A 20,773-nucleotide genomic window follows, 5' to 3' on the forward strand; every position below is an offset into this window, starting at 1 on the left:
CTCCTGTTGTGAAGCATCTGTTTTACCAAACCAACAAAATTTAGCAAATCATTAACGTAATCTCTGCTTGATCCATCCAGTAATTTCTTTCAGCGCTTTGTCAAAGTTGCGATACACCGGGTTAAATGGGATCGCTAACAACTTACCATCCGCAGATGACGAGGTGATTAAACGAGAATCCTCTTCCGGGCTGAACGGATCGTTCGCCCAGTAACCCGATAACATAGGTGTTGGACAATGACGCCCTAATAGCCCCTGAGTTTTTAGCGAGTAGCGGTTCAACTCTACGCGTAACGCATTGTCAGATGCGTCATGCATTCCCAGACGACTCGCCAACACGTCAATATACATCTCCGGCACCTGAGCCTGGCGTGATGCATCACTCAATAAACTATGAACAACCGGGCCAAGGCATGCAACGGCCTTCAAACGAGGCGCCTCGATATACCCCAAACGCACCGCGACATTTGCCCCAAAACGGAAACCAAACGCCGCCACACGGGTGTGGTCTATCCAGGGAATATTGGGCAGAGCTTTCAAAACATGCTGGTGTAACAGACTCGAATCCTGAGTCAGTTTCCATTTTGAAGAAAATCCGACGGATGGCATATCGATGGTTAACATCGCGATACCTTCGGGCGCAAAATACTTCTCGAATAAAGTGTAATAATCGCTTTGCAACGCATCCAGACCGCCGCAAATCAGTACCGTTGGGAATGGACCTTCCCCTCCTTTTGGCACATGAAGGAACCCCGTTATCGCGCCGCCACCAGGAATAGTAAATTCCAGTTCACGCAAGCCGCCGGAAAGACGTGGGGCTGCTTCTTCGTAGGCTCGATTTGCCAAAACTTGCGCCTGTTCCGCAAGTTGGTCACCTTTCAGGTGGGGATAGGCAGCAATACTGTAAAGATTGGCAGCCTGTAACCAATATTTGCCGCTAAGAACTTTATCGGCTTCCTGGTTGGCTCGCTGCTGCCAAAGCATTGCCTGCTTCGACCATTCAAAAATCCAGTTTCCACTGCGGTAACCGACAACCGTATCAAACAGATCGGCATTAGTGCGCTCAGCTGGATTAACCGCAATGCGAGCCTGCACTTCAAGAATTTCACGTGGATCGACACCCCGCCAAACCCACAACAGGCGGTTAATCATGCGATACCAGTGAGGAACAGATTTACCGTCCAGAGCAGACTGGATAACGGGGGCAGTTTGGTGTTGAGCGCGACGAACTAAAGTCGATGTCTCGGGATGCTTAAATCGGGGTTTAAATAGCGTTTCGCTAAGGTTGGCCTGTACCATCGCCTTCTGCCTCCATATAAACGTCAGGAATGCAGCTATTGTACTCTGTCGGCAACCAAATAACACAAACGCCCGGCATTGCCGGGCGTAAATCAGTGCAAATTCTGAAATGTATAACCTAAATCATTTGAGTTGCAGCAAGGCGGCAAGGGAGTGAATCCCCAGGAGCTTACTCAAGTAAGTGACTGGGGTGAATGAGTGCAGCCAACACCGCTGTGGCTCAAAGGATGACGGTTATTAACGGCCAGCCAAAGGTGGTACAAACACCACGCCCATATCCCACGGCTGTTCAATCCAGGTATCCTGCGGGATATCGATAACGTAATCGTCAACCAAAGGCTGACCTGCAGGCTTGGCGAAGATAGTGACAAAATGCGCTTTTGGATACATTTCACGGATAGCCACTGCGGTGCCGCCAGTATCTACCAGGTCATCAATAACGATGAAACCTTCACCATCACCTTCAGCACGTTTCAGCACAGTGAGTTCGCGCTGGTTGTCGTGGTCATAGCTGGAGATACAAACGGTATCAACATGACGAATCCCCAATTCACGTGCCAGCAGTGCGCCAGGAACCAGGCCGCCACGGCTAACGGCAATAATGCCTTTCCACTGTTCAGCAGGAAGCAGACGGCTTGCCAGCTTACGCGCGTGAATCTGCAACATGTCCCAGGTGACGATGTATTTTTCGCTCATGTGAAATTATCCCAGCCAGTTATTAACGGCTTAAAAATGTTCAAAGGGGTTTTGGTTGCGCGAGATTATAGAGATCTGGCGCACTAAAAACCAGTGCTGTGGGCTCGCCCCCTTCGTTTTTACGTGCTTTAGATCGTCATAGCGTGAGTTAAAGTGGTATTCTCAAGCCAGCACACAATGCTTACTTGTGTTGTATTTCATTTAGATCAATCCTGGTCTCTGCTAACCAAAATAGTCGGCAGAGTCGATGTCAAGGAGACTTATCGTGTCTGAATTGTCTCAATTATCTCCGCAACCGCTGTGGGATATTTTTGCCAAAATCTGTTCTATTCCGCACCCTTCTTATCATGAAGAACAACTTGCGGAACATATTCTGTCCTGGGCAAAAGAAAAAGGCCTTCATGTAGAGCGCGACCAGATCGGCAATATCCTGATCCGTAAACCTGCAACTGCGGGCATGGAAAACCGTAAAGCGGTGGTCCTGCAGGCTCACCTTGATATGGTGCCGCAGAAAAATAACGACACTGTCCATGATTTCACCAAAGATCCGATTCAACCGTACATTGACGGTGAGTGGATCAAAGCGCGCGGAACTACGCTGGGCGCAGATAACGGTATTGGTATGGCGTCCGCTCTGGCGGTGCTGGCAGATGATTCGGTATCCCATGGCCCATTAGAAGTTCTGCTTACCATGACCGAAGAAGCCGGTATGGACGGTGCTTTTGGTCTGCAAGCGGGCTGGTTGCAAGCTGATATTCTGATCAACACCGACTCTGAAGAAGAAGGTGAGATCTATATGGGTTGTGCTGGTGGGATTGATTTTATCTCCACGCTACCACTGCAACGCGAAGCGATTCCTGCCGGTTACGAAACCTTTAAGTTGACCATCAAAGGTCTGAAAGGTGGTCACTCAGGTGGTGAAATCCATTTGGGTCTGGGCAACGCAAACAAATTGCTGGCTCGTTTCCTGTTCGCTCACGCAGCAGAACTGGATGCTCGTTTGATTGATCTGAACGGCGGTACGCTGCGCAATGCTATTCCACGTGAAGGCTTTGCTACCCTGGCCGTTCCGGCAGATAAAGCAGCACAGCTGGAATTACTGGCTAACAAGTTCCTTTCGATTCTGAAAAATGAACTGGCAGCCGTCGAGAAAAACATCACAGTTTTACTCGAGACGGTCACAACAGACAAGAAAGCGCTGACTGCGAAAAGTCGCGACACTTTCCTGAGCCTGCTGAACGCAATGCCAAATGGTGTAATCCGTAATTCCGATGCAGTAAAAGGCGTTGTGGAAACCTCACTGAACGTAGGTGTGGTCACAATGACTGACGAAAGCGCAGAAATCATCTGCCTGATTCGTTCACTGATTGATAGCGGTAAAGATTACGTGGTTGGCATGCTCCACGCTTTGGGCCAGCTCGCTGGCGCGCAAACCGTGGCGAAAGGCAGCTACCCTGGCTGGCAGCCGGATGCAAACTCACCAGTTATGCATTTGGTACGTGAAACATACCAGAAGCTGTTCAATAAGACTCCGAACATCATGGTCATCCATGCGGGTCTGGAATGTGGTCTGTTTAAGAAACCTTACCCAGATATGGATATGGTTTCCATTGGGCCGACCATCACGGGTCCACATTCTCCTGATGAACAAGTTCATATCGAAAGCGTAGGTCAATACTGGATCTTGCTGACAGAATTGCTGAAAGCCATTCCTGCTAAGTAAGCACTAAATAACCCTCATTCTGGCCTTCTCCCTCAGGGAGAAGGAGAAAACCGAGTGAGGGTTTTTTTATAGCCCCAGCACCAGTTGCCGCTCCATCTGCGGGTCCAACAAAGTCACATGCAAACCCACTAATCTTACCCCTCGCCCACCCCGGCGTTCTTCCCATGTTTTCTTCGCAGTTGAGATTAAATCGGCTTTGTTTAGCTGCGGCCAGACATGTTCCTGGGTGGTCTGCTGGAAATCTTTAAATTTGAGTTTGATACCCTGCCTGGCAATCAGTAAGTCCGGTTTAACCTTTTTCAAACGTCGTTCAAGTTCAGGATAGAGTTGCTCAATAATGGCCTCGCATTCATGCCACTCATGAATATCTTCTGCCAGCGTTTTCTCAACGCCAACCGATTTACGTTGCCGTTCGTTATTAATTTCACGTTCATCTATTCCCTGGCTTCGCTCCCACAACACGCGCCCGAATTTACCAAACCGTTTAAGTAACGAGGCGAGATCGGTGCTCTGCACATCAGCACAGGTACGTAATCCCAAACTCTCCAGTTTTCCCGCCGTGACTTTGCCGACGCCTGGAATTTTGCCAAGCGGCAAGGTTTGCAAAAACGCGGGGATTTCCTCCGGAGTGATCACGTATTGCCCGTTGGGTTTATTAAGGTCAGAAGCGATTTTGGCGAGGAATTTTACCGAGGCGATACCCGCAGAAGCGGTGAGATTAAGTTCGTCCGAAATTGCCTGACGAATTTCCTTTGCCATGAGCGTTGCAGACCCCAGGCAGTTCAGACTATCGGTGACATCCAGATAAGCCTCATCCAGTGACAGCGGTTCGATAAGTGTGGTGTATCGGCTAAAAATTTCACGGATATGATTTGAAGCTTCTTTGTATGCCTCAAAGCGCCCCGGTAAAAGTGTCAGGTGCGGACATAATTTGAGTGCCATCGCTGTCGACATCGCGCTGTGGACACCAAACTTTCGGGCTGGATAATTTGCTGTACTGATGACGCCACGTCGTTGTGCGCTCCCGCCGATTGCCAACGGGACATCCCGCAATGCAGGGTTATCACGCATCTCAACAGCTGCAAAAAAGCAGTCCATATCAACATGAATGATTTTACGCATACTTTTTCACACCAGTTATTTTACTGGATAAGTATACAGTTAAAATATTAGTTGAGGAAAGTACAAATCAAAGAAAACCTCCCGGCAACGCGGGAGGTTTAAAACAGCTTAAATGATGCGGTTTTGCTGAAGTTTTGCCTGCCGCTCAGCTTTCGCGATGCGCTTCTTACGAGCATCACAAGGTTCAGGGCAGTTGCAGACTTTCTCCATGCCTAGTGCGGCAATGCCACCACAGCTACCCTGAAGCGTTTTGCGCTTCACGATAACACCCAGTGACATTCCAAATATCACCAGAAGAAATATAACGAAGGTGGCTAAAAACAGTGTCAGCATAATGGCTCCCGTCAGCCGCCAAAGTCGTCGAGCATGATATTTTCATCCTCTACGCCAAGATCTTTAAGCATTTTAATAACTGCGGCATTCATCATCGGCGGCCCACACATATAGAACTCACAGTCTTCTGGTGCCGGGTGGCTGCGAAGATAGTTTTCCAATAATACGTTGTGGATGAAACCGGTGTAACCCGTCCAGTTATCTTCTGGCTGTGGATCAGAAAGGGCCACATTGAACGTGAAATTCGGGTTTTCCTGCGCCAGTTTTTCAAACTCTTCTTCGTAGAACATCTCACGCAGAGAACGAGCACCATACCAGAAACTGATTTTGCGCGTGCTGTGAAGGCGTTTAAGCTGGTCAAAGATATGTGAACGCATTGGGGCCATACCTGCACCACCGCCAATGAACACCATTTCAGCGTCCGTATCTTTGGCAAAGAATTCACCAAACGGCCCGGAAATCGTCACTTTGTCACCCGCTTTCAACGACCAGATATAAGAGGACATGATCCCCGGTGGTGCATCTGGCACATTCGGCGGCGGCGTAGCAATACGCACGTTCAGCATGATAATGCCTTTCTCATCCGGGTAGTTCGCCATGGAGTAAGCGCGAACACAGGGCTCTTTCACCACAGATTTGAAGCGGAAAAGATTAAACTTATCCCAGTCACCGCGATATTCCTGTGGAACATCAAAGTCCTGGTAATTAACTTCGTGAGGCGGGCTTTCAATCTGGATATAACCCCCCGCACGGAACGGCACCACGTCGCCATCAGGAATGCGCAGTTTGAGTTCTTTTATGAAAGTCGCCTTGTTATCGTTTGAGATAACTTCACACTCCCATTTTTTGACGCCAAAGATCTCTTCCGGAAGCTCGATTTTCATGTCTTGCTTAACAGCAACCTGACAGGCAAGGCGGCAGCCTTCTTTCGCTTCACGCTTAGTGATATGCGAAAGCTCGGTTGGCAGAATATCTCCACCACCTTCTTTAATTGTCACGCGGCATTGCCCGCAAGAACCACCGCCACCACAAGCAGAAGAGATAAAAATCCCCTGGCTTGAGAGTGTATTAAGCAGTTTGTCACCCGCCGGAGCATGAAACTGTTTGTCTGCTTCGTTGTTAATCTCGATCAGCACATCACCGGAGTTCACAAGCTTTGACTTGGCAAACAAAATCAACAGAGCCAGAGCCAAAACAATGAGCGTGAACATCACCACGCCAAGAATAATTTCCATACGTTTTCGCCCTTACAGCTGCACACCGGAGAATGACATAAAGCCCAGCGCCATCAATCCAGTGGTGATAAAGGTAATTCCTAAGCCGCGCAATCCTGCGGGCACATTGGCATATTTCATCTTCTCGCGGATACCTGCCATCGCGACAATCGCCAGCATCCAGCCCACACCAGAGCCAACACCATAAACAATGGATTCACCAAAGCTATAGTCACGCTGCACCATAAACGATACGCCACCAAAAATGGCGCAGTTAACGGTGATAAGCGGCAGGAAAATACCCAGCGCGTTGTAGAGAGCCGGGAAGAAACGATCAAGGATCATTTCGAGGATCTGCACCAACGCGGCAATCACACCAATGAAGGTAATGAAGTTCAGGAAGCTCAGGTCAACGCCTTCTACCAACGCGCCATCACGAAGAATCAGGTTATAAACCAGGTTATTCGCAGGGACAGCAATCCCTAAAACGACGGTTACCGCTACACCTAAACCGAATGCAGTAGAGACTTTCTTGGAGACCGCAAGGAAGGTACACATACCAAGGAAGAACGCGAGCGCCATGTTCTCAATAAACACTGCACGCACAAACAGACTAATCATATGTTCCATAGTCAGTTAGTCCTTTTCCTGCTGCGCAGGCTTGAGCGTACGCAGGGCCCAGATAAGCAGGCCGATAATAAAGAATGCACTCGGCGCAAGAAGGAACAGCCCGTTTGGCTGATACCAGCCACCGTTCTGCACCGTTTCAAGCACCGTGATACCAAACAATTTACCACTGCCAATAAGCTCACGCAGGAAGCCAACCAGCAGCAAAATCACGCCATATCCCAAGCCATTACCGATACCATCCATAAAACTTGCCAACGGTGGCGACTTCATGGCGTACGCTTCAGCGCGCCCCATGACGATACAGTTGGTGATGATCAGACCGACAAAGACCGAAAGTTGTTTGGAAATTTCGTAGGCGTAAGCGCGCAAAATCTGATCCACAACGATAACCAACGAAGCAATGATCGCCATTTGCACAATGATTCGCACACTGTTTGGGATCAGGTTACGGATCATCGAGATGAACATGCTGGAAAACGCTGTCACCACGGTGACCGCAAGCGTCATGACAAACGCGGTTTCCAGTTTCGTGGTTACCGCCAGCGCCGAGCAGACGCCGAGTATTTGCAAGGCAATGGGGTTGTTATCTATCAACGGGCTAACCAGTACCCGTTTGACCTCTTTCATGTCTGAAATATCAGCCATTGTTGAGCGCTCCTTCACGTACATTTTTCAGGAAAGGGCCAAAACCGAGTTCACCCATCCAGAAATCAAAAGTGTGTTGTACTCCGTTAGCCGTCAGCGTGGCACCCGATAAACCGTCAACCCCGAACTCATCGCCCTGACGTGCGCCACCTTTCACAATGCGCAGTGCAGGCTGGCCTTTATCATCAAGGACTTTCTTGCCGATAAACTGCTCACGCCAGACTGGGTTTTCAATTTCACCACCCAACCCTGGCGTTTCGCCATGATCGTAGTAAGTGATACCTTTTACCGTACGGCCATCAGTTTGCAGAGAAACAAAGGCATACATCATCGACCACAAGCCTTTGCCATAAACAGGCAATACGACTTCCTGCACTTTGTTTTGCTCATCGCGAACCAGATAAATTTCGACGATATTGCTGCGATGCTTTATCCCGGCGCGATCTTCACTGGAAGCGAGCGTCATGCTCTGGTCGGGGTCACGCAATGCCGCAGCCTGGTCGAATTTAGAGGCGTCTTTATCCAGTAAATCACCACTTTTAAGGTCCAGCAAACGCGGTGTAATGCGTGTTTCATAGATTGCTTTGACGTCTTCGCCAGTCATTTTTGGTGTTGCTAAGCCCGCAACATCCAGAATGTTACGCTGTTTATCGAGCGCTTTTTGCTCCTGCTGACGCGCTTTAAGCCCTACAGCTGAACCTGCCACCACGACGGAACAGACCAGGCAAAGCACCAGCACCACCAGCAGCGTTCTGCCGATGCTATCGTTACTTTTTACTTCAGCCACGCGACTTCCTCCGCTTGATATTGGCTTGCACAACCAGATAATCGAACAACGGTGCAAAGAGGTTGGCGAACAGAATCGCCAGCATCATCCCTTCTGGATAGGCTGGGTTTACAACACGAATCAGGACACACATCACACCGATGAGCGCCCCGTACCACCATTTACCTTTATTAGTAAACGAAGCAGAAACCGGGTCTGTCGCCATGAACATCATGCCAAAGGCAAAACCTCCAAGTACCAGGTGCCAGTACCATGGCATAGCGAACAGCGGGTTGGTTGCAGAACCAATGAAGTTAAACAGGGTTGCTGTGGCAATCATACCGAGCATCACGCCTGCGACGATGCGCCAGGAAGCCACGCGGCCAAACAGGATAATCGCCCCACCAATCAGGATCATCAGTGTTGATACTTCACCAATTGAGCCGGGAATGTTGCCGAGGAATGCATCCATCCAGGTCACAGGCTGACCGGTTGCGACATTCATCAGGGCTTCACTACCCCCATTCGCCCACTGAGAAAGAGGTGTTGCACCTGAGAAACCATCTGCCGCAGTCCACACTAAATCGCCCGAAATCTGCGCTGGATATGCGAAGAACAAGAAGGCACGGCCAGCTAGTGCAGGGTTCAGGAAGTTACGACCTGTTCCACCGAATATCTCTTTAGCGATAACAACGCCGAAACTGATACCGAGTGCCGCTTGCCATAGCGGTAATGTTGGAGGAACCACCAACGCAAACAGAATAGAAGTTACAAAAAAGCCTTCGTTAACTTCATGTTTACGGATGATTGCGAACAAGACTTCCCAAAAACCTCCCACCAAAAACACAGTGATGTAGATTGGCAGGAAGAAGACCGCGCCAAGCGTCATCATGCTCAGCCAGCCAGCATCAGGCGTAAAGTTAACCCCAAGCCATTGTGCGACGACATAGTGCCAGTCAGATGAAATCACCTGTTGGAGTTGTTCCGCTCCGTACATTTTGTTCAGTGCGGGAATAGTTTGTAGCCCAACGTTGTACATGCCCCAGAACATGGCTGGGAATACTGCAAACCACACCAGGATCATCATGCGCTTCAGATCGATAGCATCACGAACATGGGAGGCCCCAGGCGTAACGATGCCTGGTGTATAGAACAATGTCGCCGTAGCTTCAAAGAGTGGGTAGTATTTTTCTAGCTTTCCGCCTTGCGTGAAGTGCGGCTCTAGTTTTTCAAATAAATGCTTCAAGCCCATGACTTATCCTTCCTGCTCGATGCGGGTTAACACTTCGCGTAGCACTGGACCGTATTCGTATTTCCCAGGGCAAACATAAGTACAAAGCGCTAAATCTTCTTCATCCAGCTCCAGACACCCTAACGCCTGAGCGCTGTCGGTATCCCCGGCCAATAAATCGCGCAATAACATCGTTGGCAGAATATCCATCGGCATAACACGTTCATAGTTGCCGATCGGTACCATTGAACGCTCGCCACCATTGGTATCTGTTGAGAAATTGAATAATTTTCGCTTCAGGAAGTGGCCGATAGTCGTGCGGGTAATAGAGTATTTGTCTGCACCCGGCATGACCCAACCAAACAGTTCTTTTTCGCGCCCTTCTTTCAGAACGGTAACCTGCAAATGGAAACGACCAAGCCAGGCGCGCGGGCCAGCAGCTATCGTTCCACTTAATACCGAACCAGAAACAATGCGGTTTTCGCCGTCTTCCAATTCGCCCGCCGTCAGCACGTCGAGTGAAGCACCCAGGCGCGTGCGAATCAGGCGCGGCTTTTTAACTTGTGGGCCTGCCAGTGCAATAACACGCTCGGTCCACAACTCGCCTTCCACGAACAATTTGCCGATGGCAATCACATCCTGGTAATTCAGGTGCCAGACCATTTTTTGCAGGCTAACCGGCTCGAGGAAGTGAATGTGTGTACCCACTAACCCAGCAGGGTGAGGGCCAGCAAACTCATTAAAAGTCACCTGCCCAGCGGGATGACCACCGAGCTTACCGCCACCAGCCTGACAGACGTGGACTTTGCCATCAGTCAGTCTGGATAACAGCGTTAAACCGGCATCAAACATTTCGCGATGGGCGCGAATAATAGGTTGCGGGTCAGCCGCCAGTGGATTGGTGTCAATCGCGGTGACAAAAATGGCTGCAGGAATTGTTGATGGTTGTGGTGCTTTGCTGAATGGACGAGTCCGAAGCGCAGTCCACAAACCAGAAGCTAACAATTGCGCCTGAACGGTTTCACGCGGCAGTTTGGCAAGGTTTTCTGCTGCAAAGCGTTCGAAAACGACTTGTTCATCACCTTGAACCTCAATAACCAGAGATTGCAGCACTCGACGCTCGCCACGGTTAATCGCTTTTACCGTGCCACTAGCAGGAGCAGTAAAGAGAACGCCAGGGTTCTTTTTATCTTCGAAGAGTGGCTGACCTTTCAATACCTTGTCGCCCTCTTGCACAAGCATTGAAGGACGCATGCCGACATACTCTTCACCGAGCAGGGCCACTAAGGGTATCGCTGGGCCGTCATGAATTTGCTGTTCCGGTAAACCAGCGATAGGCAAATCCAGACCTTTTTTGATTTTTATCATAAGGTTATCACGTTTAAAATTGGCTTAAACACACCGACAAAAACTGTAGCCGACAACTGAGGGGTCGAAACAGGGTTCAACCAATGCGACACATAAGGCAGATTAAAAATGGAAACGCATCCGTTCACTATTACGAGAGGGAGTGATAAGTCGCCCAAACAACCGGGACAACTGACTTATGGAAAGTTTCCGTTCTTATCCGCAGGTCAACATTCGCGGTGGATTTTAGCATCATTCCCCCGCGAAGTAGCAGAAATCAGCACACCGATATGCAGCAATGCGAACTGTTACGCAAAAAACCAATTCATTTGCTTTGCGTATGTATTCCAAAAAGTCTATTAATGTACCCAATGGCTCCAGATTCAAGCTTGCGAAAATTTAGAACGATGCTAATGTGAGCGCACGTAATCCAGAGCATTCTGATTTCGGGCCTCATATTTTGCCGTCCTGGCAATTGGTATAAGTTTTATCAAGGAATAAAGCAGTATGCGTAAGATCGCACTCGTTATTGCGATGCTTCTGATTCCGTGCATGTCGTTTGCCAGCTTATTAAGCGGCAATTCGTCAACCACGCCAGTCAGTAAAGAATTCAAGCAACAACTTATGGGCTCTCCTGTTTATATCCAGATATTTAAGGAAGAGCGCACGCTAGAGCTATTTGTGAAGATGAGCGAACAGTATCAACTGCTCGACAGCTACAAAATTTGCAACTATTCCGGTGGGTTAGGTCCTAAACAACGTCAGGGTGATTTTAAGAGCCCTGAGGGTTTTTATAATGTGACCCGCAGCCAGCTCAAACCTGATAGCCGCTTCTATAAAGCCATTAATATCGGCTTCCCGAATGAGTTTGATCGCTCACATGGTTATCAAGGTCAGTATCTGATGATTCACGGTGCTTGCGTGTCTGTTGGCTGCTATGCCATGACTGACACCAACATTGATGAGATTTTCCAGTTTGTCACTGGAGCATTGGTATTCGGACAACCGAACGTGCAAGTAAGCATTTATCCGTTCCGCATGACTGACGCCAATATGGAACGCCACAAGTATTCGTACTACATCAACTTCTGGAAACAACTGAAGCCGGGTTATGACTACTTTATGGCAAATCACCAGCCGCCAGGCGTTTCTGTTATTAGCGGTAACTATGTGATCAGTAAGCCGGTTGTGCCTACGACACAACCGCAGTTGGCATCAAACTACGCGTTCTCCGAGACAAAATAATTCCGACTCACCTGGTGCTATCTTGTGCCAGGTTTCGTTTCCCGTCAGGGGTTGAGTCGCGATAACAGTGACCACATCGTTGAGTGTGGTCTCTTCCTGAAAATCAATTTCCACATCTTGATCCAACAGTTTTGCCACACCAAAGGGTGCTCGTCGGGTAATCCAGTACAAGTTTGTGGAGCAAAACGCCATCACATAACGACCATCCGACAGCAACATATTAAACACGCCTTTCTCACGCAATTGCCCAGCAAGTTCGGTGATGTAGCGGAACACTGCCTGCATATTGCTGGGTGTTCGTGGGTAGCGTTGTGTCAATTTATGCAGTAACCAGCAAAATGCTTGCTCACTGTCAGTTTCACCAATGGGGCGGAACGGGCCAGTTTCAAGAGAGCGATGGCCTTTGAGTTGGCCATTGTGGGCATAGGTCCAGTTGCGGCCCCATAACTCACGCGTAAAAGGGTGGGTATTTTCGAGCGCGACTTTACCGCGATTTGCCTGGCGGATATGTGCAACCACAGAACAAGATTTGATCGGATAATCCTGCACAAGTTTAGCGATGGGTGAATTAAAGCTAGGTTGCGGATCTTTGAACGTACGGCAACCTTTACCTTCATAAAAGGTAATTCCCCAGCCATCTTTATGCGGCCCCGTACCTCCGCCACGCTGCACCAACCCGGTAAAACTAAAGCAAATATCTGTTGGTACGTTAGCGCTCATCCCGAGCAGTTCGCACATATTAACCTCCAGGCTTAAACCACCCTCACCCTAACCCTCTCCCTAAGGGAGAGGGGATGGGATCTGTTTTCTCCCTCTCCTGACGGAGGAGGATTGGATCTGTTTTCTCCCGCTCCTGACGGAGGAGGATTGGATCTTTATTCTCCCTCTCCTGAGGGAGAGGGCCGGGGTGAGGGCGTAAACCCTCTACCCTCAAACTAAGCTTTGACCATCTCTTTTTCGATAAGCTGGATCAGAATATGAATCACTTTGATGTGAATCTCCTGAATACGGTCAGCGTAACCGAAGTGTGGAACGCGAATTTCGACATCCGCAGTCCCATCCATTTTGCCACCGTCTTTCCCGGTCAGGGTGATGACTTTCATGCCTTTGGCACGCGCAGCTTCAATCGCTTTGATAACGTTGCCAGAGTTTCCAGAAGTGGAGATCCCCAATAACACATCGCCTTCACGGCCTACAGCTTCAACGTAACGAGAAAAGATATGGTCGTAGCCAAAATCGTTGCCAACACAGGAGATGTGGCTGACATCAGAAATGGCGATTGCCGGGTAACCCGGGCGGTTCTCACGGTAGCGCCCCGTCAGTTCTTCAGCAAAGTGCATTGCATCGCAATGTGAGCCACCGTTACCGCAAGATAAAACTTTGCCACCCGCTTTGAAGCTATCAGCAAGCAAAACCGCCGCACGCTGGATTGCATGAATGTTAGCGTCATCTTTCAGGAAGTTAGCCAGCGTTTCTGCCGCTTCATTCAATTCGTTACGAATAAGATCCTGGTACATGAGGATGTCCTTCAGTATTTTTCGATTGAGTAAACCCAAGCAGTTTACCGGATAGCGCGAGAAGCGCCATATCCACCTGCTTTTGCGGTTCTGTGCGATAACAATGTGAGCAAGGTTGTAATTATTTTGTGAAGATATTGCTAAAAAAAACCACATGAACTAAAACCAATACATCCAAGTGGTCAGACCTCCTACAAGCAAGGGAGTTTCCTTTATGTTGATTTTGAGTATTGTTGCAACGGTTGTTCTCCTCGGTGTGCTTTTCTATCACCAGGTCAATTTACTGCTCAGTAGCGCAATTTTGCTGGTGTGGACGGCAGCGCTTGGTTTCGCCGGTATCTGGTCAATATGGTTGCTCGTCCCGCTGGCGATAATCCTGGTGCCGTTTGTCTTTACCCCAATGCGTAAATCTTTAATTTCCGCTCCGGTATTCCGTAGCTTCCGTAAAGTCATGCCGCCGATGTCTCGTACTGAAAAAGAGGCTATCGACGCCGGTACGACCTGGTGGGAAGGAGATCTGTTCCGCGGTAAACCAGACTGGGAAAAACTGCATAACTACCCGCAGCCTAAGCTGACTGAAGAAGAACAAGCCTTTATTGACGGGCCGGTTGAAGAAGCATGTCGCATGGCGAATGACTTCCAAATCACACACGAAATGGCAGATTTACCGCCAGAGTTGTGGGCTTATTTAAAAGAGCATCGCTTCTTCGCGATGATCATCAAAAAAGAGTACGGCGGCCTGGAGTTCTCCGCTTACGCTCAGTCACGCGTGCTGCAAAAACTGTCTGGTGTTTCAGGCATCCTGGCGATAACCGTGGGTGTGCCTAACTCATTAGGCCCAGGTGAACTGTTGCAACATTACGGAACAGAAGAACAGAAAAATCATTACCTGCCACGTCTGGCTCGCGGGCAAGAGATCCCTTGCTTTGCATTGACCAGCCCGGAAGCGGGTTCCGATGCAGGCGCCATTCCTGATACTGGCGTAGTCTGTATGGGCGAGTGGCAAGGTCAACAAGTTCTGGGTATGCGTCTGACCTGGAACAAGCGCTACATTACGCTGGCACCTATTGCCACCGTGCTGGGGCTGGCGTTCAAACTGTCGGATCCGGATAATTTACTCGGTGATGGCGAAGATTTGGGCATTACCTGTGCGTTAATTCCAACTCACACCCCAGGTGTGGAAATCGGTAAGCGCCACTTCCCACTCAACGTGCCATTCCAGAACGGCCCAACTCGCGGTAAAGACATTTTCGTCCCGATTGATTACATCATCGGTGGTCCGAAAATGGCCGGTCAGGGCTGGCGTATGCTGGTGGAATGTCTGTCCGTTGGCCGTGGTATTACACTGCCTTCCAACTCTACCGGTGGTTTGAAATCTGTGGCGATGGCAACGGGCGCCTATGCTCATATCCGCCGTCAGTTCAGAATCTCTATCGGTAAAATGGAAGGGATTGAGGAGCCTTTGGCACGTATTGCGGGTAACGCGTATGTGATGGATGCCGCGGCATCACTGGTGACTTACGGCATTATGCTCGGTGAAAAACCAGCAGTTTTGTCGGCTATCGTTAAATATCACTGCACCCACCGCGGCCAACGCGCGATTCTGGATGCAATGGATATTGTCGGCGGTAAAGGCATCATGCTCGGCAACTCGAACTTTGTGGCTCGAGCTTACCAGGGTGCACCTATCGCGATTACCGTGGAAGGCGCGAATATCCTGACGCGTAGCATGATTATCTTCGGCCAGGGTGCGATTCGTTGCCATCCGTATGTACTCGAAGAGATGACGGCGGCGCAAAACAATGACGTTAACGCGTTCGATAAACTGCTGTTCAAGCATATCGGCCACGTTGGCAGCAACAAAATGCGCAGCCTCTGGCTTGGGCTGACTAACGGTTTGACCAGCTCCACGCCGACCAAAGACTCTACCAAACGTTACTACCAGTATATGAACCGACTGAGTGCCAACCTGGCATTGCTGTCCGATGTTTCGATGGCCGTACTGGGCGGAAGCCTGAAACGTCGTGAGCGTATTTCAGCACGTCTGGGCGATATTCTCAGCCAGCTTTACCTCGCATCTTCAGTGCTCAAGCGCTATGACGACGAAGGCCGTAACGAAGCGGATCTGCCACTGGTTCACTGGGGCGTTCAGGATGCGCTTTATCAGGCAGAACAAGCGATTGACGATCTGCTGCGTAACTTCCCGAATGCGTTTGTCGCTGGCATGTTGCGTGTAATTATCTTCCCACTTGGCCGCCGTTACGATGCTCCATCGGACAAGTTGGATCATAAACTGGCGAAGATCATGCAGATCCCGTCCGCTACCCGTTCACGCATTGGTCGCGGTCAGTATCTGACGCCAAGCGAGTTCAACCCGGCAGGTTTACTGGAAGAAGCATTGATGGACGTAATGGCCGCCGAGCCAATCCATCTGCGCATCTGTAAAGAAACTGGACATAATCTGCCGTTCACTCGCCTGGACGAACAAGCTAAGCAATGGCTGGCTGAAGGGAAAATCAACGCGGACGAAGCGGCGATCCTCACCAAAGCTGAAGTCAGTCGCTTGCGCAGTATCAACGTCGATGAGTTCGAGCCGGAGGAACTGGCAACCATGCCGGTAAAGGTGCCGGAAAAGCATCGTAAAGTTGAAGCCGCATAAACTCTTAAAACCCCGTTCGCGGGGTTTTTTATTGCCCTTCTCAAAGCCAACAAAAGCCAGTTATACCCAAAATAATTCGAGTTGCAGGAAGGCGGCAAGAAAAAGAACCCCGATGAGCTTACTCAAGTAAGTGATTCGGGTGATTGAACGTAGCCAACGCACATGCAACTTGAAGTATGAAGGGTATAAGTCATGCTAAAGTGAATGAATAATTGTTAATCATGAGGCTTCCGATTGTGTCTGGTTTGAAAATTACCGTTCTGCAACAACCGCTGGTCTGGATGGATGGCGCGGCAAACTTACGTCATTTCGATGTGCTGTTAGATGGTATTCATGGCCGTGACCTGATTATCCTGCCAGAAATGTTCACCACCGGTTTTGCAATGGAAGCAGCCAAACAGTCGCTCGCTGAAGAGGAAGTGATTGACTGGATGCAGTTTAAAGCCCAGCAAACTCAGGCGATGATCGGCGGGAGTGCTGCACTGCAGACCGAGCGTGGGCCTGTGAACCGTTTTCTATTGGTTCAGCCTGACGGCAAAGTCCATTTCTACGATAAACGTCACTTATTCCGCATGGCAGATGAACATCATCATTATCAGGCGGGCGAAGAGCGCGTGGTGGTGGAATGGCGCGGCTGGCGTATTTTGCCGCAGGTCTGTTATGACTTGCGCTTCCCGGTATGGTCACGCAATCGAAACGACTATGACTTAGCCTTGTATGTTGCGAATTGGCCCGCACCTCGCTCACTGCACTGGCAAAGTTTGCTGGTCGCCCGCGCTATTGAAAACCAGGCGTACGTTGCAGGTTGCAACCGTGTCGGCACCGATGGCAATGGGCATCATTATCGTGGCGACAGCAAGATCATTAATCCACAGGGCGAAATTCTGGCGAATGGTGAACCGCATCAGGCGATGCGCCTCGATGCCGATTTGTCATTGATTGCGTTGCAGGAATATCGTGAGAAGTTTCCCGCCTGGCAGGATGCCGATCCGTTTACGCTCTAAATACTCTACGACCCCCGGTAGGTCGACCAAGACCAGGGGGAGATCAAAAACGGCAGGTGATAATGCCCGCCGCTTTGCACGATAACGAAATCAATTTGCGCAGTGGGGTACAGTGTTTCCCGCTGCGTTGCTGCAAAATAAAGCCCGATTTCTGCCGTCAGGCGATAGCGCCCTGCCGCTAATGGCTCCCCGGTGAAATCTTTCAAACGCCCATCAATATCAGTGACACCCCGGGCTATAACTCCCCAACTTTCAGCAACCTGCTGTTCAAGCTGAATCACCACACCAACCGCCGGTTTCCCCAGGGCGGTATCCAGAACATGAGTACTCAATTGGCTCATTGTGTAAATACTCCTTCCAGACGTAACAAGGTAATTTGGCGCAGTTGTTCCAGCGCTTCAACCTCTTCATCAAGCTCCGAATTATTCAGACGGCGGCGGAGCTCACCCAGAATTTCATCACCGCTGCGCCCTTTAGCGCGAATCAAAAAGACGCGCCCAAACCGTGCTTCGTAATCGGCATTACCTTGCGCCAGTGCAACCGTTAATGCCGCGTTTTGCCCATCTACCGCAGATTGTTCATCTTTAGAAAGCGCCGCTTCTTTGCTGCTGCCTTGCGCCTTTTCGCCAATTCGCGGATGCGCACTCAGCGCCTGGTTCAGCTCTGCCCTTCCCCACTGGTGGGTGAGTTGTGAAGCATAATGCTGCAACACGTCAATATTAGAATAGGGACGCGCTATGACTAAACCTTCAGCCCAGGCCGGTAGCGCAACGCATGGCGCGATAAAGCTCAGCGCATCGTTCACCGACGCTTCGTTAAATTCTGCCAACGTATTTTTCGCAGCCAGCGCGATCACTGTTTGCGTATAAGCCTGCACGGCTTGCATCACATCAGCTTCAATAACCGACTCCGCCGGATGATGACTTATCCCGCGTTTGCAGCGAACAAACAGCATGCCGACCGGCCATTTTTCGGCAAGAGCAATGGCATCATGCCCTGCCCCACTTGGCAGAGACATCGTTCTTCCCTGCACCGCGCTAATTGCATGGCTTAATTGTTGCTGCAAATGGGCATCACACGGCGTCGCGGGAATCGAATAGTAAGTTTCAGCGTGGAATGTGACATCACGCTGTGCAACGATTTTATGTGCCTCGCTAAGCAGATTTTCCAGCAACGTTTCCAGGTCAGCGTCCCTTGGGCTGCGAATATCCAGCGTCAACTGAACTTCACCAGGGATCACATTTGCAGCACCCGGCTGACATTGCAGTGTGCCAACGGTTGCAACAATGTCCGGGCTAAATGCGCGAGTCGCGCTTTCGATGTACGTCATCCAGCAAGCGGCTGCTGCGAGCGCATCTTTGCGAATCGCCATCGGCACCGTACCCGCGTGGCCCGCCTCACCGATAAAGCTGCATTTCAAACGACGTGCGCCGTTAATAGCTGTCACCACACCAAGTGCCAGATTGGCCTGTTCCAGAACCGGGCCTTGCTCAATGTGCAGCTCAAGATAGGCGCTGAACTCCTCAGGATTACGCGCAGCACTGTGAATTCGCGATGGATCAAAACCGGCATTCACTAACGCCTGGGCGACGCTGGTTCCCGTGGTATCTTCACACGCCAGCCAGCTCTGCGGCCATGTCCCGGTGATCCCACGGCTACCCAGCAGCGTGATACCAAAACGTGTGCCTTCTTCATCACCAAAGCCCACGATTTCAATTGCTTGTTCCAATTGAATGTCGTGTTGATATAAGAAAGCGACCACTTCCAGTGCGCTCAACACACCTAACATACCGTCGTACCGCCCGGCATTGCGTACCGTATCCAGATGTGACCCCAACAAAATCGCCTGCGCCCCTTCCCTGGTACCTTCATAGCGCCCGCAAATATTCCCTACTGCATCCTGCCAGGTCGTCATCCCCACTTGCTCCATCCAGCCAGCCACCAGATGGTTAGCATGCAGATGTTCTTTAGAAAGATAGACGCGCGTCAGATGGCCAGCCGTTTCGCTAATGTGTGCCAGTTCATCTGCCCGCAACATGACACGCTTTGCGGCAACACGTGCCTGCGCCGGATTCATCACATGTTTTAGCATCAGCGACTTTCCTGAGCATAGACATCCCACGCCGACTGCATTGCAGCCCCTTGCGTCGTTTTAAAACCGAGGCGATTAAGCACGGCTTCAAGCGCGGTGAGTGTTTGCAGCACGCAATCTTTACGGGCGTTGTAACCCATTGTGCCGATACGCCAGATTTTGCCTTGCAGCGGGCCAAATGAGGTGCCGATTTCGATATGGAAATCCTCCAGCAGCATTTTGCGCACCTCCTCACCATGAACCACTGACGGGATGACGACTCCCAACACGTTATTCATTTTATGTTGCAGATTGCCGAAGGTTTCCAGCCCCATCCCCTGAATCCCGGCCACCAATGCACGCCCATGCAATTCATGACGTGCAATCCCAGCATCCAGGCCTTCTTCGAGAATAATGCGCGCACATTCACGGGCGGCGAATAACATGCTGGTCGCTTCAGTGTGATGATTCAGACGCTCTGGTCCCCAATAATCCATCACCATGCCGAGATCGAAATAATTCGAATAGATCATCTCGTCATCGCCATCCTGATGCGCAGCGGTTCGGATCCCTTCCTCCACACATTTGCGGCGGCGAATAACCTCTACCATCTCATCGCTTAGGGTAATGGGTGAACTGCCTGATGGACCACCGAGACATTTTTGTAAACCCGCAGAAACCGCATCAATTCCCCAACGATCGGTTTCCAGTGCGTTGCCACCAAACGAAGCAGTGGCATCGGTATAAAACAGCACGCCGTGACGGCGGCAGATCTCACCCAGTTCAGCCAGAGGCTGGAGCATCGTGGTGGAGGTGTCACCCTGAACGGTTAGCAATAAGCGCGGTTTAACGGTTTTGATGGCATCTTCAATTTGATCAGGGGTAAAGACTTCCCCCCACGGAACTTCAATAGTGTGAACCTCTGCCCGGCAACGGCGCGCTATTTCACACAGTAGATGGCCAAAACGCCCGAACACTGGCACCAGCACTTTATCGCCAGGTCGAATAGCCGATAACAAGATGGCTTCAATACCTGAACGAGAAGTGCCATCCACCAGCATCGTCCAGCGGTTTTGCGTGCGGAAAAGCTCGCGATACAGCACCATCACTTCATTCATATAGCCAGTCATCACCGGGTCATACTGCCCGATCAACTGGCTTGCCATGGCCCGCAACACACGGGGATCGGCATTGATTGGCCCAGGCCCCATTAACAAACGATGCGGCGGGTTAATTTGCGTGAAGTGCTGAATATCGAACATGGCATTTCC

General features: G+C 50.3%; 19 protein-coding genes and 1 pseudogene. 4 read left to right on the forward strand and 16 right to left on the reverse strand.

Annotation, left to right across the window (positions count from 1 at the left end; translation table 11 throughout):
* Positions 1–51: 51 nt before the first annotated feature.
* Positions 52–1,299: an esterase FrsA gene (gene frsA, locus RHD99_RS19350; RefSeq protein WP_309876002.1), complete on the reverse strand. Its 1,248-nt coding sequence runs from the start codon at positions 1,297–1,299 to the stop codon at positions 52–54.
* A 237-nt stretch (positions 1,300–1,536) separates the two neighbouring features.
* Positions 1,537–1,995 (reverse strand): xanthine phosphoribosyltransferase, encoded by a 459-nt coding sequence (gene gpt / locus RHD99_RS19355; RefSeq protein WP_034457839.1) that lies wholly within the window; start codon positions 1,993–1,995, stop codon positions 1,537–1,539.
* A gap of 265 nt (positions 1,996–2,260) precedes the next feature.
* Here gpt and pepD point away from each other — a divergent pair, with 265 nt between their 5' ends.
* The gene (pepD, locus tag RHD99_RS19360; RefSeq protein WP_309876003.1) at positions 2,261–3,718 is read left to right on the forward strand and encodes a cytosol nonspecific dipeptidase; all 1,458 of its coding nucleotides are present in this window, start codon (positions 2,261–2,263) and stop codon (positions 3,716–3,718) included.
* A gap of 66 nt (positions 3,719–3,784) precedes the next feature.
* On the opposite strand, the gene dinB is transcribed toward pepD, so the two are convergent.
* The 8 genes from dinB to RHD99_RS19400 all read right to left on the reverse strand — a co-directional run bounded on the left by dinB (position 3,785) and on the right by RHD99_RS19400 (position 11,027).
* Positions 3,785–4,840 carry a DNA polymerase IV gene (gene dinB / locus RHD99_RS19365; protein WP_309876004.1) on the reverse strand — a complete coding sequence of 352 codons (1,056 nt, stop codon included), beginning with the start codon at positions 4,838–4,840 and terminating at the stop codon, positions 3,785–3,787.
* 108 nt (positions 4,841–4,948) lie between these two features.
* The gene (gene nqrM, locus RHD99_RS19370) at positions 4,949–5,173 is read right to left on the reverse strand and encodes a (Na+)-NQR maturation NqrM (protein ID WP_309876005.1); all 225 of its coding nucleotides are present in this window, start codon (positions 5,171–5,173) and stop codon (positions 4,949–4,951) included.
* A gap of 11 nt (positions 5,174–5,184) precedes the next feature.
* Positions 5,185–6,408, reverse strand: a complete 1,224-nt coding sequence (gene nqrF / locus RHD99_RS19375) for an NADH:ubiquinone reductase (Na(+)-transporting) subunit F (RefSeq protein WP_183271400.1) — start codon at positions 6,406–6,408, stop codon at positions 5,185–5,187.
* 12 nt (positions 6,409–6,420) lie between these two features.
* Positions 6,421–7,017 (reverse strand): NADH:ubiquinone reductase (Na(+)-transporting) subunit E, encoded by a 597-nt coding sequence (gene nqrE, locus RHD99_RS19380; RefSeq protein ID WP_183271401.1) that lies wholly within the window; start codon positions 7,015–7,017, stop codon positions 6,421–6,423.
* A gap of 6 nt (positions 7,018–7,023) precedes the next feature.
* Complete coding sequence (locus RHD99_RS19385) at positions 7,024–7,662, reverse strand: NADH:ubiquinone reductase (Na(+)-transporting) subunit D (protein ID WP_309876008.1); 639 nt, start codon at positions 7,660–7,662, stop codon at positions 7,024–7,026.
* On the reverse strand, positions 7,655–8,449 hold the full coding sequence (locus RHD99_RS19390; RefSeq protein WP_309876010.1) for a Na(+)-translocating NADH-quinone reductase subunit C: 795 nt from the start codon (positions 8,447–8,449) through the stop codon (positions 7,655–7,657). The genes RHD99_RS19385 and RHD99_RS19390 overlap by 8 nt, the downstream gene beginning before the upstream one ends.
* Positions 8,442–9,680 (reverse strand): NADH:ubiquinone reductase (Na(+)-transporting) subunit B, encoded by a 1,239-nt coding sequence (locus tag RHD99_RS19395; RefSeq protein ID WP_183271404.1) that lies wholly within the window; start codon positions 9,678–9,680, stop codon positions 8,442–8,444. The genes RHD99_RS19390 and RHD99_RS19395 overlap by 8 nt, the downstream gene beginning before the upstream one ends.
* 3 nt (positions 9,681–9,683) lie before the next feature.
* Positions 9,684–11,027 carry a Na(+)-translocating NADH-quinone reductase subunit A gene (locus RHD99_RS19400; protein ID WP_309876013.1) on the reverse strand — a complete coding sequence of 448 codons (1,344 nt, stop codon included), beginning with the start codon at positions 11,025–11,027 and terminating at the stop codon, positions 9,684–9,686.
* A 486-nt stretch (positions 11,028–11,513) separates the two neighbouring features.
* Between RHD99_RS19400 and dpaA the strand changes: the two genes are divergently transcribed.
* The gene (dpaA, locus tag RHD99_RS19405; RefSeq protein ID WP_309876014.1) at positions 11,514–12,251 is read left to right on the forward strand and encodes a peptidoglycan meso-diaminopimelic acid protein amidase; all 738 of its coding nucleotides are present in this window, start codon (positions 11,514–11,516) and stop codon (positions 12,249–12,251) included.
* Here the strand turns inward: dpaA and RHD99_RS19410 are convergent.
* Together RHD99_RS19410 and lpcA are read right to left on the reverse strand one after the other, a co-directional pair.
* Complete coding sequence (locus tag RHD99_RS19410; RefSeq protein WP_270140396.1) at positions 12,222–12,989, reverse strand: class II glutamine amidotransferase; 768 nt, start codon at positions 12,987–12,989, stop codon at positions 12,222–12,224. The genes dpaA and RHD99_RS19410 overlap by 30 nt on opposite strands.
* Positions 12,990–13,186: 197 nt before the next feature.
* Positions 13,187–13,768: a D-sedoheptulose 7-phosphate isomerase gene (gene lpcA, locus RHD99_RS19415; protein WP_064553165.1), complete on the reverse strand. Its 582-nt coding sequence runs from the start codon at positions 13,766–13,768 to the stop codon at positions 13,187–13,189.
* 214 nt (positions 13,769–13,982) lie between these two features.
* Between lpcA and fadE the strand changes: the two genes are divergently transcribed.
* Together fadE and RHD99_RS19425 are read left to right on the forward strand one after the other, a co-directional pair.
* Positions 13,983–16,427, forward strand: coding sequence for an acyl-CoA dehydrogenase FadE (gene fadE, locus RHD99_RS19420; protein WP_309876019.1), 2,445 nt, complete (start codon positions 13,983–13,985; stop codon positions 16,425–16,427).
* A gap of 236 nt (positions 16,428–16,663) precedes the next feature.
* Positions 16,664–17,431 (forward strand): amidohydrolase, encoded by a 768-nt coding sequence (locus RHD99_RS19425; protein WP_183271409.1) that lies wholly within the window; start codon positions 16,664–16,666, stop codon positions 17,429–17,431.
* Positions 17,432–17,436: 5 nt separating this feature from the next.
* On the opposite strand, the gene uraH is transcribed toward RHD99_RS19425, so the two are convergent.
* The 4 genes and pseudogenes from uraH to pucG all read right to left on the reverse strand — a co-directional run bounded on the left by uraH (position 17,437) and on the right by pucG (position 20,764).
* Positions 17,437–17,772 carry a hydroxyisourate hydrolase gene (gene uraH / locus RHD99_RS19430; RefSeq protein WP_309876021.1) on the reverse strand — a complete coding sequence of 112 codons (336 nt, stop codon included), beginning with the start codon at positions 17,770–17,772 and terminating at the stop codon, positions 17,437–17,439.
* Positions 17,769–18,287 (reverse strand): 2-oxo-4-hydroxy-4-carboxy-5-ureidoimidazoline decarboxylase, encoded by a 519-nt coding sequence (gene uraD / locus RHD99_RS19435; protein ID WP_309879217.1) that lies wholly within the window; start codon positions 18,285–18,287, stop codon positions 17,769–17,771. The genes uraH and uraD overlap by 4 nt, the downstream gene beginning before the upstream one ends.
* A pseudogene (gene hpxK, locus RHD99_RS19440) lies at positions 18,273–19,523 on the reverse strand (allantoate amidohydrolase); the annotation flags it as partial. The gene uraD and the pseudogene hpxK, both read right to left, overlap by 15 nt.
* On the reverse strand, positions 19,523–20,764 hold the full coding sequence (gene pucG, locus RHD99_RS19445) for a (S)-ureidoglycine--glyoxylate transaminase (RefSeq protein ID WP_309876023.1): 1,242 nt from the start codon (positions 20,762–20,764) through the stop codon (positions 19,523–19,525). The gene pucG and the pseudogene hpxK, both read right to left, overlap by 1 nt.
* Positions 20,765–20,773 lie beyond the last annotated feature (9 nt).

Origin of the sequence: Buttiauxella selenatireducens (assembly GCF_031432975.1) — a bacterium.
GTDB classification, from domain to species: Bacteria; Pseudomonadota; Gammaproteobacteria; order Enterobacterales; family Enterobacteriaceae; genus Buttiauxella; species Buttiauxella selenatireducens.

Bases quoted from the DNA above. Each gene is read 5' to 3' on its own strand.
- dinB (WP_309876004.1), bottom strand. From the start codon at position 4,840: ATGCGTAAAATCATTCATGTTGATATGGACTGCTTTTTTGCAGCTGTT.
- dpaA (WP_309876014.1), top strand. From the start codon at position 11,514: ATGCGTAAGATCGCACTCGTTATTGCGATGCTTCTGATTCCGTGCATG.
- lpcA (WP_064553165.1), bottom strand. From the start codon at position 13,768: ATGTACCAGGATCTTATTCGTAACGAATTGAATGAAGCGGCAGAAACG.
- frsA (WP_309876002.1), bottom strand. From the start codon at position 1,299: ATGGTACAGGCCAACCTTAGCGAAACGCTATTTAAACCCCGATTTAAG.
- nqrF (WP_183271400.1), bottom strand. From the start codon at position 6,408: ATGGAAATTATTCTTGGCGTGGTGATGTTCACGCTCATTGTTTTGGCT.
- RHD99_RS19395 (WP_183271404.1), bottom strand. From the start codon at position 9,680: ATGGGCTTGAAGCATTTATTTGAAAAACTAGAGCCGCACTTCACGCAA.
- RHD99_RS19410 (WP_270140396.1), bottom strand. From the start codon at position 12,989: ATGTGCGAACTGCTCGGGATGAGCGCTAACGTACCAACAGATATTTGC.
- nqrE (WP_183271401.1), bottom strand. From the start codon at position 7,017: ATGGAACATATGATTAGTCTGTTTGTGCGTGCAGTGTTTATTGAGAAC.
- uraH (WP_309876021.1), bottom strand. From the start codon at position 17,772: ATGAGCCAATTGAGTACTCATGTTCTGGATACCGCCCTGGGGAAACCG.
- gpt (WP_034457839.1), bottom strand. From the start codon at position 1,995: ATGAGCGAAAAATACATCGTCACCTGGGACATGTTGCAGATTCACGCG.
- nqrM (WP_309876005.1), bottom strand. From the start codon at position 5,173: ATGCTGACACTGTTTTTAGCCACCTTCGTTATATTTCTTCTGGTGATA.
- fadE (WP_309876019.1), top strand. From the start codon at position 13,983: ATGTTGATTTTGAGTATTGTTGCAACGGTTGTTCTCCTCGGTGTGCTT.
- pucG (WP_309876023.1), bottom strand. From the start codon at position 20,764: ATGTTCGATATTCAGCACTTCACGCAAATTAACCCGCCGCATCGTTTG.
- RHD99_RS19400 (WP_309876013.1), bottom strand. From the start codon at position 11,027: ATGATAAAAATCAAAAAAGGTCTGGATTTGCCTATCGCTGGTTTACCG.
- RHD99_RS19385 (WP_309876008.1), bottom strand. From the start codon at position 7,662: ATGGCTGATATTTCAGACATGAAAGAGGTCAAACGGGTACTGGTTAGC.